General features: G+C 38.2%; 17 protein-coding genes. 1 reads left to right on the forward strand and 16 read right to left on the reverse strand.

Features of this window, described 5'->3' with window-relative positions; genetic code table 11:
* Nucleotides 1–26: 26 nt before the first annotated feature.
* The 9 genes from RHP64_RS07460 to RHP64_RS07500 all read right to left on the reverse strand — a co-directional run bounded on the left by RHP64_RS07460 (nucleotide 27) and on the right by RHP64_RS07500 (nucleotide 8,667).
* Entirely contained in the window at nucleotides 27–731 is a 705-nt protein-coding gene (locus RHP64_RS07460) for a cell division protein FtsQ/DivIB (protein ID WP_025268314.1), read from the reverse strand.
* Nucleotides 731–1,822, reverse strand: a complete 1,092-nt coding sequence (murG, locus tag RHP64_RS07465; RefSeq protein ID WP_025268315.1) for an undecaprenyldiphospho-muramoylpentapeptide beta-N-acetylglucosaminyltransferase — start codon at nucleotides 1,820–1,822, stop codon at nucleotides 731–733. The genes RHP64_RS07460 and murG overlap by 1 nt, the downstream gene beginning before the upstream one ends.
* A 10-nt stretch (nucleotides 1,823–1,832) precedes the next feature.
* On the reverse strand, nucleotides 1,833–3,182 hold the full coding sequence (gene murD, locus RHP64_RS07470) for a UDP-N-acetylmuramoyl-L-alanine--D-glutamate ligase (protein ID WP_025268316.1): 1,350 nt from the start codon (nucleotides 3,180–3,182) through the stop codon (nucleotides 1,833–1,835).
* Nucleotides 3,183–3,225: 43 nt separating this feature from the next.
* Nucleotides 3,226–4,188 (reverse strand): phospho-N-acetylmuramoyl-pentapeptide-transferase, encoded by a 963-nt coding sequence (gene mraY / locus RHP64_RS07475; protein ID WP_462785005.1) that lies wholly within the window; start codon nucleotides 4,186–4,188, stop codon nucleotides 3,226–3,228.
* 9 nt (nucleotides 4,189–4,197) lie between these two features.
* A complete protein-coding gene (locus tag RHP64_RS07480) occupies nucleotides 4,198–6,336 on the reverse strand; it encodes a penicillin-binding protein (protein WP_025268318.1) in 2,139 nt (712 codons plus the stop codon).
* Nucleotides 6,337–6,338: 2 nt separating this feature from the next.
* Nucleotides 6,339–6,707, reverse strand: coding sequence for a cell division protein FtsL (ftsL, locus tag RHP64_RS07485; protein WP_011680173.1), 369 nt, complete (start codon nucleotides 6,705–6,707; stop codon nucleotides 6,339–6,341).
* Nucleotides 6,708–6,765: 58 nt separating this feature from the next.
* A complete protein-coding gene (gene rsmH / locus RHP64_RS07490; protein WP_011680174.1) occupies nucleotides 6,766–7,704 on the reverse strand; it encodes a 16S rRNA (cytosine(1402)-N(4))-methyltransferase RsmH in 939 nt (312 codons plus the stop codon).
* A 38-nt stretch (nucleotides 7,705–7,742) separates the two neighbouring features.
* Entirely contained in the window at nucleotides 7,743–8,174 is a 432-nt protein-coding gene (gene mraZ, locus RHP64_RS07495; protein WP_025268319.1) for a division/cell wall cluster transcriptional repressor MraZ, read from the reverse strand.
* Nucleotides 8,175–8,325: 151 nt separating this feature from the next.
* Complete coding sequence (locus RHP64_RS07500; RefSeq protein WP_011680175.1) at nucleotides 8,326–8,667, reverse strand: DUF3397 family protein; 342 nt, start codon at nucleotides 8,665–8,667, stop codon at nucleotides 8,326–8,328.
* Between the two features lie 100 nt (nucleotides 8,668–8,767).
* Between RHP64_RS07500 and RHP64_RS07505 the strand changes: the two genes are divergently transcribed.
* Nucleotides 8,768–8,974, forward strand: a complete 207-nt coding sequence (locus RHP64_RS07505; protein ID WP_014324983.1) for a DUF4044 domain-containing protein — start codon at nucleotides 8,768–8,770, stop codon at nucleotides 8,972–8,974.
* A gap of 47 nt (nucleotides 8,975–9,021) precedes the next feature.
* Here RHP64_RS07505 and RHP64_RS07510 read toward each other — a convergent pair whose 3' ends face one another.
* The 7 genes from RHP64_RS07510 to rsgA form a co-directional block, all read right to left on the reverse strand.
* Complete coding sequence (locus RHP64_RS07510) at nucleotides 9,022–10,728, reverse strand: DAK2 domain-containing protein (RefSeq protein WP_025268320.1); 1,707 nt, start codon at nucleotides 10,726–10,728, stop codon at nucleotides 9,022–9,024.
* A gap of 8 nt (nucleotides 10,729–10,736) precedes the next feature.
* Nucleotides 10,737–11,096, reverse strand: a complete 360-nt coding sequence (locus tag RHP64_RS07515; RefSeq protein WP_014324985.1) for an Asp23/Gls24 family envelope stress response protein — start codon at nucleotides 11,094–11,096, stop codon at nucleotides 10,737–10,739.
* A 208-nt stretch (nucleotides 11,097–11,304) separates the two neighbouring features.
* A complete protein-coding gene (gene rpmB / locus RHP64_RS07520) occupies nucleotides 11,305–11,505 on the reverse strand; it encodes a 50S ribosomal protein L28 (RefSeq protein ID WP_002815208.1) in 201 nt (66 codons plus the stop codon).
* A 90-nt stretch (nucleotides 11,506–11,595) separates the two neighbouring features.
* Nucleotides 11,596–11,910 (reverse strand): thioredoxin, encoded by a 315-nt coding sequence (trxA, locus tag RHP64_RS07525; protein WP_025268321.1) that lies wholly within the window; start codon nucleotides 11,908–11,910, stop codon nucleotides 11,596–11,598.
* Complete coding sequence (locus tag RHP64_RS07530) at nucleotides 11,900–12,559, reverse strand: thiamine diphosphokinase (RefSeq protein WP_025268322.1); 660 nt, start codon at nucleotides 12,557–12,559, stop codon at nucleotides 11,900–11,902. Before RHP64_RS07530 ends, trxA begins: the two co-directional genes overlap by 11 nt.
* Nucleotides 12,559–13,215 (reverse strand): ribulose-phosphate 3-epimerase, encoded by a 657-nt coding sequence (gene rpe, locus RHP64_RS07535; RefSeq protein WP_002815217.1) that lies wholly within the window; start codon nucleotides 13,213–13,215, stop codon nucleotides 12,559–12,561. The genes RHP64_RS07530 and rpe overlap by 1 nt, the downstream gene beginning before the upstream one ends.
* 13 nt (nucleotides 13,216–13,228) lie before the next feature.
* Nucleotides 13,229–14,116, reverse strand: a complete 888-nt coding sequence (gene rsgA, locus RHP64_RS07540; RefSeq protein WP_011680182.1) for a ribosome small subunit-dependent GTPase A — start codon at nucleotides 14,114–14,116, stop codon at nucleotides 13,229–13,231.
* Between the last annotated feature and the right edge of the window lie 12 nt (nucleotides 14,117–14,128).

Genomic DNA, 14,128 nt, shown 5'->3' on the forward strand with positions numbered 1-14,128 from the left:
AGGTGTTTTACCACTCATTTGCCGTTCTATTTAGAACCATATCCGTAGGAATATGCACCATATTGTAAATCAATTATTCCCTTGGTTTGCATTTGAGCTGCAATACCAGGATAATAAATCATTTTTTTCCCAAATGTCTTCAGCGTAGCCAAAACTGTATTCCCATCCGTCATAATAATCTTCAAACGATTATTGTTGTCCTTGGTTGGTGAATATATGATTTGACTTATGTTCTGCCTTAATGATAATTCAAACTGTGAGAAAGTTTTAGCCGTGTTAGTCAGTTGCGCGTTATTTTTGAAGTTACTATAAATTGGTGCATTTCCGTTAGGATTATCAACTTTTTTTGATTTCCCTTGACGGTTAAGTGCATACCATTGACCATCTTTTTTCACAAATCCTGCACTAATATTTTCAACAACTTTGATTGAAACGACATTACTGTCCAAATCAATATCAGCAGAATAAACTTTGGCATCTTTTTTTATTAATTGATGCGCGATGAAAGTCGTTTGTCCAAGAACACGCCAGCGTGGTGTTTTATCGTTAAGGCCAACATATTTTTGAACTTGTTGTTTGGTTAACATATTCGAATCAATGTTAACTGAACTAATCGTACGCCATGGTTGTAAACTCAAAATTAAACCGACAATTAAAACAACAAAAGCCGTCAAACTAATCCAAAGTTGTAACGGTCGTCGCTTCATAAATTGTGATTTAATTTTCTCCATTATTCACCAATTGCATCCAATATTAACGCGTATAAACGATCTCCAGCATCTCTGATGCCAACATTTTTAGCTTGTTCTGTCATTGTTTTGCTAACAGATTCATTTAATAACAGCGAATCCGCTGCTAGCAATAATGCTTTCCCTGACAAAGCTGGTTCAGTAATCATCAATGCAGCGCCTGCATCAACTAGGCTTTGTGCATTTTTTGTTTGATGGTCACCAGTAACATAGGGGCTTGGCACTAGAATTGATGGAATGCCCAGTGCCGTGATTTCAGCAATAGACGTTGCACCAGCTCGAGATACAATAGCCGACGTTTTTGCCAATACCTCTGGCATGTTTTCAATGTACGGTAAAATTCGAACATTATCTGCTGGCTGTGTAGTCAGCCGATCTAAAACATTTTCATATCGCTTTGGACCAGTCACAATAACGACTTGATAATTTCTTTTATTAAACTCTTGCATAGCATCAATGACAGCTAAATTGATTGGCGGTGCCCCTTGAGAGCCTCCAAATATCAATAATGATGGCTTTTCATCGCTCAATCCAATTTGTTGCCATGAAAAATTAGACTTAATAGATGCCACCTGTTGGGCCCGCGGGTTTCCTACAACAAATACTTTGTCTTTAGGAAATTGTGACAGCGCAGCATCAAAAGCGACACCTATCTTAGTTGCACCACGTGACAAAAACTTATTTGTAACGCCTGCCACTGAATTTTGCTCATGTATAACAGTTGGGATGTGCAGCCTTTGGGCAGCATAGACAACAGCGCCACTGACATATCCACCTGTTCCAACTACAACATCAGGATCAAAATCCTTAATAATCTTTTTAGCCTCTTTAACCGCTTTTAAGAATAATGATACTGTCTTGATATTTTCTAATGAAAAAGATCTTTTAAAGCCTTGAACAGTTAATTTTTCAAAAGACATGCCTGTGGCCGGCACAATGTTTGATTCCACACCACGTTCTGAACCAACATACAAAAATTCCGTATCCGGCTCATGTTTACGAATGACTTCAGCTAGTGCCAATGCTGGGTAAATGTGACCACCAGTACCACCACCCGATAGAATTATTTTCATTTTAGTCCTCTCATGAATTCAATGTTTCTTTCAGTGATGCAACAAAATTATCACCGCGCTCTTCAAAGCTACTATATTGATCCCAACTTGCCTGTGCCGGAGAAAGCAACACTACATCTCCTGGTGAAGCTAATTGAACAGCTACTGGCGCAGCATGTTCGACATCAGTCACAGCAATCACTGGTTTTCCAGCCTCACGTGCAAGTGTTACAATTTTTTGTTGCGTTTCTCCAACAGCAATAACTGCCTTCACATTTTTTAGATTTGGTAGCAAACGTTTCAAATCATCGCCACGCTCTAAACCGCCTCCAATCCATATCGTTGGACAATCAAAACTATCCAAAGCGGTTTGAGTGGCTTCAATATCTGTTGCTTTAGAATCGTTATAGTATTTAACATCACCGGCTGTGAACAGATATTGCAGTCGATGTGCTACACCACTAAACGTTTTTAAAACTTCTCGAATAGCTGGTTTAGACACACCGGCTAAATTAGCTACTGTTACAGCAGCTAAAATATTTTCCTGATTATGTGGTCCTACTAACTTAATATCCTTAGTAGGCATCACAATTTCATCTGTTAATGTCAAATTACCATTCGAAAATGCAACTGGAAAATGCTGGTTTGTTCTAGAAAATTCTAAAACTTGAGCCTCAGTTTCATTTTTAAACTTTTCTGTATCTTGCCCATCAGCATTTAAAACCAAGTATTGATTAGCATTTTGATGACGCGTAATACGGAATTTAGCAGCAACATAGTTGGCGCGCGTTTTATGGTAATCTAAATGATTTGAAAAAATATTAGTAACCAACGCGATGTCTGGTTGGATATCAGGTAGTCCTAATAATTGGAAGCTAGATAACTCCAATAATAAAGTATCTTCTCGAGTTAAATCAAAAACCACTTCACTAACTGGAACACCGATATTTCCCGCAGTTATTACATTTTGGCCGTCAGCCTTCAACATATCACGAATTAATGATGTAGTTGTTGTTTTTCCGTTCGAGCCAGTTACTGCTATCAAGCGACCATTGAAAGTGCTCAAGGCAATCTCAACTTCTGTCAATATAGGAATATTAAGTTTTTCAGCTTTTTGCACTAAAGGATGGTCATAATTAATACCAGGATTTTTAATCAGGTAATCATATGTGCTATCAAGCGTTTCGGCATTGTCCATGCCAATCAATGTTACATCAGCAGCCAATAACGATCGATAAGTAGCATCTTGCGCATCAAATTCGCCGCCATTGACCACTGTAACTTTGCTACCTAATTTTGTTAATAGTTGTGCTGCTGCTTTTCCTGAGCGCGCCCAACCAAATACCATTACTTTTTTGTTTTTAAAATCTGTTGCTCGCATAACTAACCTGATTTCTATTATATGTACGCGGCTAATGTCCGCTTTAACTCATATACAAAATACCAATAACTCCTATGATTGCAGTTACAATCCAGAACAAGGCATCAATTTGGCATTCATTCCAGCCAAACTTTTCAAATGAGTGATGTATTGGCGCCATGGGAAAAATTCGCTTTTTCCAGAAATGATAGCCAATTGTTTGAATAACTACTGATAGGGTCTCGATAACAAAAATCAACCCAAACCATAAAAGTGAAAAAGGAATGCCAAGTACAATTGATTCGATTGCCAGCCCAGCACCCAAAGCTAAAGATCCGGTATCGCCCATAAAAATTTTTGCTTTTGGTTTGTTAAATAACAAAAAGCCAACCAACGCACCGATAATTGAGGCGTTAAAAATCACAATTATATGGTTATGAACTCCTAAAGCAATCCACGTATATACGAGATAGACAATAAGACTTGTCCCCGTTAGTAGACCATCTAAGCCATCTGTTAAGTTAGTCGCATTTGACCAACCCACAAGCCAAAACCACAGGAAAATGAAGTAAAAGATTCCTAAATTAAAAACACCAATAAACGGTATATTTAATATGAGTGGTATTTGCATAATCCACATAATAATCATGATGACAACCGCACATAACGTTTGCGCCAAAAGTTTTGGTATGAAGCGGAAACCATCATCCGCATGATGAATCATTTTCAACGCATCATCAATGCCACCAATAATTGCGTAAGCAACAACTGCCAAGATGGGTATAAGTACCATTACAAATCCAATTTTACCCGAATAAGCGACACTACCAATCAGTGCACTCAGCGATGCAGCTGCGATAAACAATGCCCCACCCATACTTGGTGTACCTGCTTTAGATTGATGGTCAGGCCCAAGTTTCCGAATTACGGCCTGTTCTTTAGATTGTTTTAAAAATTTGATCACCGTAGGCATGAATATTACAGTAACAATAAACGCACGGGTGAATGCCCAAAAATACTCTGTCATTTTCTCCCATTACTCCTTCTCTTTTAAAGCAATTGACACAACACTACTTTTTACAATAAGTTGGTTTTCAGCTATACTTTGGCCCGAAATAAATCCAGAACCTTTCCACGTTAGTTTGAAGCCTATTTTATTAGCAAATGTTTGCGCATCAACTAAACTCCAACCAATCATATTTGGCATATATGTGTTTCCTTTTGCAGTCAAAATTACTAATTGGTTTGTCAATGACTTTTGATTAGCTAACAATGACTGACTAGTAATTTTACCTTTTGATCCCACAACTGCAACTCTAAATCCAGCCTTTGTCATTGTAGATTTTGCACTTGAAATAGATTGCCCAACTACATTAGGTACTGTTTGTTTAGTTGTCTTTGATTTTACCGCACTATCACTATCATTTAAAGCCTGGAGCATTAAAGGCTTAAATAGTTTACTCATTGTTGGTTGAATATCACCGTCAGGCAATTTTGAGGGTTGCTTGACAGCCATGTAGAATATATATTTTGGATTTTTTTCCGGCGCTAGAACCATCACCGAATGGATAGCATCTTTATAAGTCTGTGAATATTGACCATTCTCACTGATTTGAGCTGTACCTGTTTTAGCAGCAATCTGATAACCGTAATCACTAAGATCAAATTCCTTAGCAGTTCCATCCGACTTATTAACAACATCTATCATATATTTTCTGACTTGCTTTGCCGTACTAGCTTTGATGGGATGTCCAACTGTCGTTGTTTTGCCTTGTTTAACTATTTCTCCAGTAGACGAATTGACAATTTTATCAATAAAGTACGGTCTAATTTCTTTACCATTATTGGCAATTGCTGAATAAGCTTGTATCATTTGCAAGGGTGTAACACGGATTGCTTGACCAAACGCTGTGTTTGCTTGATCAATCGCATATGAAAACGAGATTGACCCTGCTTCTTCGCCATTTAGCCCTGACTGGGTTGACTGCAAAAACTTGAATTTTTCTAAATAATTTTTCCACGTCTGTGCACCAATTTTTTGCTCTGTTTTTGCAAATGCGACGTTCGATGAACGCCAGAAGCCCTCTCGATATGTCATTTGTCCTTGATCATCACCAAAAGAATCTGTCACTTCCTTTCCGTCAATCAGATAAGTTCCTGACTGGAAGGTTGCGTTAGGCTGCCACTTACCAGTATCAATAGCTGCAGCTAATGTTATGCCTTTCATGGTAGATCCTGGCTCAAAGGCTCCTTGATCTAACAAATTGGACCAAACTGTTGGAGTATCTGATTTATCATTAGGATTAAAATTAGGTCGTTGCGTTGCTGCGACAATACGACCTGTTTTAGCTTCCATTAACACAGCAACTGCTGCTGTTGGTTTAGTGGCTTTCACAAATGTATCCATTCGTGTTTCCAACGTTGTCTGTAGCGAAGAATCTAACGTGAGATAAACGTCATCTCCATTTTTAACACTTTTACTGCTATCAGTTTTTTGCCCCTGATAACTCTTGATACCGTTTTTACCTGATAGCAATTTGTTTTCTGATGCTTCAATACCCATTATGCCAGATATAGTTGACTGACCACTACTACCTTCAACCATGTTCACATTTCCAATCAGATGCGAAGCCATCTGATCATTAGGATATGTTCGAGCCTGATGTGAGGTAAATGAGATACCTGAAAGCTTCATTTTCTCAATTTTATTATGTTGCGAAATCGTCAAGTTTTTACCCGCGGTACCAAACTCAATTTGAAATTGTTTACTGGACAAGCGTTTATAGATTTCTTTTTCTTTTAGATTGATTACCTTGCTTAACTCACGAGCGACTTTAGCTTTGTCCGTTACGTACAATGGCTTACCATCAGTATCTTTCTGATTTTTATTCAATATTGCGTACATATTATAGACTGTGGTATTTTCTGCCAACACCTGCCCGTCCGAATCAAATATTTTGCCACGAGAGGCAATAATATTTTGTTTTCCCATAAAGGCCTCACGTGTGGCTTTTGTAAGATTATGACCATCTACCGATTTATTACCCGCGATAATAAAAAGACGCACACCAAGTCCTAAAATCACGATGGTCGTTGCGATAAGCAGCAGAACGCCAAAGGTCTTGGCGTTTTTCGTGATTTTTTTGTGTGGTATCCGTCTCACTTTGTTTTTCATAATTATTGATTAATATTGCGCACACTGTTGTCAGACAGTGTCATGCCATATTTTTTTGCAACCTTATCTAGATTTTTTTTACTCATGGCTGTTTGCACCTGTGTACGTAAATCGTCATTATTTTGCTTAGTTTCATCAATTTTGGTTTGAACTGCGTTTACACTGGCTGTTGTTTTGGTCGTTTGCATGCTTGTATAAACAACGCCAACCATCAATGCCAAAACAACAGTGGCAACAATAGCTACCATTATTCGCTCTTTTTTTGTCCAAGCGGCTGCTTTATATTTAGTACGACTATGAGTACGCGGCTGAGATGCTGTTAAAGGTGCTTGCTGTGCTAAAGGTGTATATTGATATGCATTTTGTGCCATGTAATATTCTCCAATTTATTTATCATTGCTGATCTTATGTAAGACCACAGCATCTAGTCTATTTTCTTCTTATGCCACGTAGTTTCGCCGACTCTGCACGGTGATTGATAGCCATCTCTTCTGTGCTTGGTGAAATTGGTTTGCGCGTTAATAGCTCATAATCAGCTTCAAATTGCCCCGGTAGCACTGGCAAACCAGCAGGTAATTCTGGTGCCGAAGATTTTTCACGAAACATTTGTTTTACTAAGCGATCTTCTAATGACTGAAAAGTAATCACACTAATTTTGCCGTCAGTTGCTAATAACTCAAGTGCTTGAGTTAATGAATCTTCTAAGGCACCTAATTCGTCATTGACAGCAATACGAAATGCTTGAAATGAGCGTTTTGCAGGATGTCCACCCTTTCGACGGGCGGGTGCTGGAATTGCTTCTTTAATGATGTCTACCAATTCAAAAGTCGTATTAATTGGTGCGTTTTCACGGTGCTGCTCAATCTTTCGAGCAATTTGCTTAGGGAAGCGATCTTCTCCATAACGGCTCAAAACACGCATCAATTCATTAAACGGCCACTCATTAACAATTGTTTTAGCTGTTAATGCTTGGCGTTGATCCATGCGCATATCAAGTTCAGCATCATATTTATAACTGAACCCTCGCTGACCATCATCAAATTGCACAGAACTAACACCCAAATCGTAAACAATACCATCAACTGCTGTCACACCATAATCCGCTAATGCGGAGGTTAATGTCCGAAAATTTTTATGAATTATAACTAATTTACCAGCAGCGATTTCATCTGCGTATTGTTCAGCGTTATATTGGATAGCTGTATCATCTTGGTCAAAACTATAAAGTGTACCGGTTGTGAGTTGCTTTAAAATTTCTCCAGTGTGTCCACCGCCACCTAATGTAGCATCGACATAAGTTCCTTCTGGTTTAATATCTAATAGAGCAATAGCCTCATGTAAGAGTACTGTTACATGTTCAAATGGCATAGCAGCCCTCTTTCTTAAAACTTGTATTATTAATTCGTTTAAAGGTCGAAGTCTACCAAACCTTCAGCAATGTTATCAAAATCATCCGCAGTTTCAGTCGTATATGCTGACCAATTCTCTGCACTCCATATTTCAAATGAATCACCAACACCGGTAACTACAACACTTTTTTCTAGTGACGCGTATTCTCTTAAATTATTAGGAACAACAATTCGTCCCTGCTTATCAAACTCGGCTTCTAATGCACCAGCCATAACAAAACGTCTAAAAGCACGTGCATCTTTCTTGCCTAATGGTAATTGATTTAACTGCTCTTGCAATTTTTCCCAAACTGCCATCGGCATAGCGCGAAGTGATTTCTCCATCCATTTTGTAATAATGAATTGATCACCGAGTTGATTACGAAATTTTGCCGGAATAATTAAGCGACTCTTTGTATCAAGCGTATGTGAATATTCACCCATGAACATAGAGCCACCTCCATTAAAATTTCTATACTATTAATTTACCACATTTCCCCACTTCACTCCACCCAAATTATTGTTTTGTCACAAACTAGTAAATTTTCAGCACACAAAAAGCGCAGTTATCAAGGATAACTGCGCTTCAAAAATGTGGGGTTTAGTGGAGGAATAACCCAATAATTGTTATCAAAATGACAATTATTGCGGCCAATAAACCACTCCATTGCCAGTACCTTCGCCAAAATGTTTGCCATCGCCAGTTATTTTGCAATAAAAACCAAGCTAAAAAGATCCCAACGACCAACCATACAAGTAAAAACCAAGGAACAAAGCTAATACCAAATAGATAACCCATTGTTTGGTGCAATACAATCCAGTTAGGAATCGTAATAATGTCTAATGTTTTAATAGATGCTTGTTTTAAAGCTGTCCATTTCTTAAATATAATGACAACTGTCCAAAAAATAAAACCACCGAGTGGCCAAATCCACCATTGCATGTTAATTACCTCGTATCTAACTTTAACGAATTCGCGTAGAAATTTCAATTATTTTAGAAGATATGTTAGACTAGAAAGTAATATATTAGAGGTGATATCAATGACTGACGAACAAAACCATCGACCGGTTAACACAAAATTACAAGCCGAAATAGAATCAAAGTTAAACCAGCACAAGGTGCCAAAAATTGATAAAAAACCACGGACACGTCTCGAAAAAATGACGTTAATTATGTCATGGTTTATGGTTATCTTAATGGCTGGATCAGTAATATACGCAGCTATTAGCGCATTAGGCTGGCTATAATAAAAAAGACGTAAATTCAGTGTAGTACTGAATTTACGTCTTTTTTATTATTCAACTGATATGAAGAATGGATACAATGGTTGTCCACCATCGTGAACTTCGACTTCTAGACCGTCATCTAATTCTTCCACAAATGCTTTTAACTTTTGTGCAACTTTAGCTTTTGTTCCCTCACCAAAAATAATTGTCACAATTTCAGAATCATCATCAATCATTTTTTGAATAGCTTCTTGCGCAGCTGATTCAACATTGTGAGCTACGACTTCAATGTCACCATCGATAATCCCCATCCAATCACCATGATGAATTTCATGGCCATTAAATTTAGTTTCGCGAACTGCCTGTGTGACTTGCGCCGACTTTACATCAGCCATCATTTCTGACATTTCTGCAGCATTTTGTTCCAAATCAGCATCAGGGTTATAGCCCATCATCGCTGTTAACCCTTGTTGAATTGTACGTGTTTTAACAACTTCTACTGGAATTTCCGCTAATGTAACTGCCTGTTCTGCTGCCATGAAAATATTACTGTTGTTCGGTAAAATAATAGCCCTTTTTGCGCCACTATCTTCAATAACCTTAACAATATCAGCAGTTGATGGATTCATTGTCTGTCCACCAGAAATCACAGTATGAACGCCTAAACTTTTGAAAAGTTCAGCAATACCATCCCCAGCAGCAATGGCAATTACTGCTGTGTCAGATACTGGGACCTGCATTGCAGCTATTTTTTCAACACGTGCTTCTTCTGCACGTTGTGCATCAATAACTGTTTGCTGTTGATCGCGCATATTGTCGACTTTAACTTTAACTAGTGAACCAAAATGTGTTCCCCAACTGATTACCTTACCAGGATTCTCAGTATGCACGTGTACTTTAACAATTTCATCATCGTTGATAACTAATAAAGAGTCACCTAATTCTGCTAAATAATCGTAAAACTTTTGGTAATCAAAATCATGATCATATGTTGTGCCTTTACCAATCTGAACCATAATTTCAGTACAGTAACCATATTTAATATCTGCTGGATCTAAACTGCTACTAGCTTGCGCTCCCGCATGAAGTTCCTTGACCATTTGATCAAGCTCAGCATTATCAGGTGCTTTAATATCTTCTTCATTAAAATCACCACTGATCACTTGATAGAAAGCTTGCAATACGAAAACAAGTCCTTGTCCGCCAGAATCAACAACACCCACTTCTTTTAAGACTGGTAACAATTCAGGCGTTGAATCCAGAGCTACTTGTGCTGCTTCCTGAACAGCAGCCATCAGTTCAACAATGTCGTCTGTTTGTTCAGCCACCTTGTTTGCTTTAGCTGCCGCCTCACGAATAACCGTCAAGATTGTTCCTTCAGTAGGTTTCATCACTGACTTATATGCCACTTGTGCACCACTCATTAATGCATCAGCTAGATCACGTGCCGATAGTGTTTCTTTTCCAGCCATACTATTGGAAAAGCCACGAAAAATTTGTGATAATATCACGCCTGAGTTACCACGTGCTCCCATCAGTAAACCCTTGGAAGTAGCTTTGGCCAAGGCACCAATTTCTGTTTCTAGTGAGTCACGCTCATACTGCGCACCACTCGCCATTGAAAGGCTCATGTTCGTTCCTGTATCGCCATCAGGAACCGGAAATACGTTTAATTTATTAATTTTATCTGCATTAGCAGCAAGTACAGCCGCTGCAGCATTAATCATCTTACCAAATTCAACATTGGTAATCTTTGTTAGTGAATTAACTGACATAATCTCTCCTAGTCACTGACGCGAACACCCTGAACAATCACGTTAACCTCAGAAACATGAATACCCAAAAATGCGTCAAGATTATACTTTACTTTACCTTGAACTGATTTTGAAATCTCGGACAATTTAGTACCGTACTGTGCAACTAAGTAGACATCAACTGCAACACCACTATCTTTTTGATGAACTACAACGCCTTTAGCATAGTTTTCCCGATTCAGAATCTGATTAACGCCATCGCGAAAAGTTGCTTTAGATGCCATCCCAACAACACCAGGATTTTCAATTGCAGATCCACCAACAATTGTAGCAATAACATCATTTTCAAGGCTAATATCGCCATTATTTGTTTTAATTATAATTGCCATAAAATTTAAGAACATTTATCGTTATATTGAGATGTCTTTTATCAACACCCTAAAGTATAACAATAAATGCATTTCCTCCTCACAAAGAGTTTACTAAGTATATTTTACCATACATAAATTAAGTTGCATTGAGAGGTGTTCTATCTATTAATAAAAAAGACCACCCCATGGTGGTCTTACGACGTCAGCAAGCTAACGAAATACTAGCTTAAACGCGTTCGATAGAACCGTTCTTCAATCCAGCCTTCAAAGTACGTGCTGTCAAGTAAACTTTCTTTGGTGCAGCACCATTAATTTTAACCGTAACTTTTTGCAAGTTTGGCTTCCAGCTACGACGACTTGAGTTCAACGCGTGTGAACGTTGGTTACCAAAGCGTGTACGCGCACCAGTAATAGCATCTTTTGCCATGTTTAACCCTCCTTCTTCGAGCTGTTTATTTTTTAAAAGCTCTTTCTACAACAATATTAAATTTTACCAGAAATTCAACCCTTTGACAAGTTAATTTGTATATTTAGCTAAAATCTTTGCTAATTGTTCTTTATTATGGAATCCCGTTAAGCGTTCCACAACTTCTCCATCTTTTTTAATCAAAAGCGTTGGAATAGCACGAATACCGAATGCAGCAGGAGTTTCAGGGTTAGCATCCACATCCATTTTAACAAACTTCACATCGCCGACTTCATCAGATAGCACATCCAGAACAGGTGATTGCATGCGACATGGACCACACCAAGTTGCCCAAAAATCTGTTATGCTAACGCCCGTGTTTGTTTCTTGATTAAAAGTTGCATCTTCTACTGTTTTAACTGCCATGTTGTTTTTCTCCATCTACAGACTGCGTAATCATTATGATTCCTGTATCAAAGGACACGTGAACTGAATTTGATATAAATTCATTCGATGACCACATTTTATACTTATTTTTTGTTAGTGTCAATGGGTACTTGGCATCTATTATTTTGAAGTTCTCAACATCATTGAGCGGCATAAATCCTAAATACTTTGAGTTAGGATACTTTGCAATCTCACTTAAGCCAGGTGTAACATAGCTCACGATGTTTGCATTATCAATAAAATTCGTTTTTTCAACAATACTTTCAAACTTTTCATCAGCCATTAACCACAAATTACTCAACATGTGATCAATTCGTGCACCAGTAGCACCAAATACTTTAATAATATCGGGATCTTTTTCTTGAGCGTACATCAAGGCCAATTCTGTGTCCGTTTCATCTTTTTCGGCCTTGACATGAATAATTTTTTGCGCGGCTAAATGATTTTGAATTGTGGTTAATTCAAAATCTGTTAGAGAATCAAAATCACCAACCGCCATGATCATTGGTATATTTTTTTGGTATAGATACCAAGCACCTCTATCAGCGCCAATCCACATCCCTTGTTCCTGAAATAAATTTTTGGGCCATAATTCCGTTGGCCCACCGGCTAAGATATTAATCTGCATTATTTAATCAAATCTTTCAAAATACCGATTTTTGCAGCAGGATCTACTTTATCGTACACATACGATCCAGCCACAAAAACGTTTGCACCAGCATCATATGCTGATTTAATCGTCTCGTTATTCACGCCACCATCAATTTCAATATCGAAGTCAAAGCCACGCTCCTCACGGAATGTTTGTAGTTGTTCAATTTTTTGCAGCGTTGATGGCAAGAACTTTTGTCCGCCAAATCCTGGGTTTACAGTCATAACTAGTACTTGATCAACCATATCCAGTACTGCTTCAATTGCGGATACTGGCGTTCCTGGATTGATAACAACTTCTGCTTTGACACCTTTGTTCTTAATCATTTGTAAAGCACGGTGAATATGTGGTGTTGCTTCAACATGAACACCAATGATGTCTGCACCAGCATCCGCAAATTCTTCAACAAAGCGTTCTGGATTTTGAATCATTAAGTGAACGTCTAACACTAAATCAGTTTCCGGACGCAATTGCTTGACCCAATTTGGACCATAAGATATAGCGGGCACAAAAGTACCATCCATAACATCGATGTGCAAATACTCTGCACCAGCAGCTTCAACAAGCTTGACGTCACGTTCCAAATTTGTGTAATCTGCGCTCAAAATTGATGGTGCAATGATTCCTGACATGATATACCTCTTTTTAATTGTCTGTTTTATATTTTGGTTTTTGCGCTTTAATCAACTCATAAAACGCCTTATAACTATTATACCTTGACTGTGTGATTGTGCCAACCGCTACAGCCTCTTTAATGGCACATCCTGGTTCATTCAGATGTAAACATCCACGGAAACGACAATCTTGACGTTTTTCAACAAACTCTGGAAAATAATCATCTAATTCTTCAACAGGAAAATCAAACACTTCATATGAAGAAAATCCTGGCGTGTCAGCAATCAAAGCCTCATCTACCTCAATCAACGTTACCTGTCGTGTTGTGTGTTTTCCTCGACTCAACGCTTTAGAAACTTCACCCGTTTCAAGCCCGAGTTGTGGCGATAGATGATTCAGTAATGTTGATTTTCCAGCTCCCGTTTGCCCCATAAAAACTGAAACATGGTCTTTTAACATCATTTTAAGCGCTTCAAAAGCGCTTTTTGAATCTGAAAAAATAACATCATAACCAATACTTTGATAATAATTAGCGACGTGATTTATTTTCTCATGTTCAGATTTTTCCAGCAAATCCATTTTAGAAAAATATATCAACGGTCTTACGTTTGCAGCTTCAAGTGCCACCAACTGACGATCTAACAAATTTGGTGCAAAATCAGGTTCCTTGGCGGCTGTCACAATAACGGCAATATCAATATTTGCTATTGGCGGGCGAACTAAAAAGTTCTCCCGTTCATGGATTGCCCAAATAAAGCCCTCGTCATTTTCACTCTCAAAATCAACAAAATCGCCAACTAGCGGTTTTTGCTTAGATTTCCGAAATTCACCGCGAGCTCGCGTTCTTTGAATGTCACCACTGGGTAACTGTATATCGTAATAACCGCTGAGCGATCTAATAATTCGTCCTGTTTTCATACCATTAATCAT

This window comes from Leuconostoc sp. XM4 (assembly GCF_055698815.1).

Coding starts and splice junctions, on each gene's coding strand:
- RHP64_RS07460 (WP_025268314.1), bottom strand. CDS start 731: ATGGAGAAAATTAAATCACAATTTATGAAGCGACGACCGTTACAACTT.
- murG (WP_025268315.1), bottom strand. CDS start 1,822: ATGAAAATAATTCTATCGGGTGGTGGTACTGGTGGTCACATTTACCCA.
- murD (WP_025268316.1), bottom strand. CDS start 3,182: ATGCGAGCAACAGATTTTAAAAACAAAAAAGTAATGGTATTTGGTTGG.
- mraY (WP_462785005.1), bottom strand. CDS start 4,188: ATGACAGAGTATTTTTGGGCATTCACCCGTGCGTTTATTGTTACTGTA.
- RHP64_RS07480 (WP_025268318.1), bottom strand. CDS start 6,336: ATGAAAAACAAAGTGAGACGGATACCACACAAAAAAATCACGAAAAAC.
- ftsL (WP_011680173.1), bottom strand. CDS start 6,707: ATGGCACAAAATGCATATCAATATACACCTTTAGCACAGCAAGCACCT.
- rsmH (WP_011680174.1), bottom strand. CDS start 7,704: ATGCCATTTGAACATGTAACAGTACTCTTACATGAGGCTATTGCTCTA.
- mraZ (WP_025268319.1), bottom strand. CDS start 8,174: ATGTTCATGGGTGAATATTCACATACGCTTGATACAAAGAGTCGCTTA.
- RHP64_RS07500 (WP_011680175.1), bottom strand. CDS start 8,667: ATGCAATGGTGGATTTGGCCACTCGGTGGTTTTATTTTTTGGACAGTT.
- RHP64_RS07505 (WP_014324983.1), top strand. CDS start 8,768: ATGACTGACGAACAAAACCATCGACCGGTTAACACAAAATTACAAGCC.
- RHP64_RS07510 (WP_025268320.1), bottom strand. CDS start 10,728: ATGTCAGTTAATTCACTAACAAAGATTACCAATGTTGAATTTGGTAAG.
- RHP64_RS07515 (WP_014324985.1), bottom strand. CDS start 11,096: ATGGCAATTATAATTAAAACAAATAATGGCGATATTAGCCTTGAAAAT.
- rpmB (WP_002815208.1), bottom strand. CDS start 11,505: ATGGCAAAAGATGCTATTACTGGTGCGCGTACACGCTTTGGTAACCAA.
- trxA (WP_025268321.1), bottom strand. CDS start 11,910: ATGGCAGTTAAAACAGTAGAAGATGCAACTTTTAATCAAGAAACAAAC.
- RHP64_RS07530 (WP_025268322.1), bottom strand. CDS start 12,559: ATGCAGATTAATATCTTAGCCGGTGGGCCAACGGAATTATGGCCCAAA.
- rpe (WP_002815217.1), bottom strand. CDS start 13,215: ATGTCAGGAATCATTGCACCATCAATTTTGAGCGCAGATTACACAAAT.
- rsgA (WP_011680182.1), bottom strand. CDS start 14,116: ATGAAAACAGGACGAATTATTAGATCGCTCAGCGGTTATTACGATATA.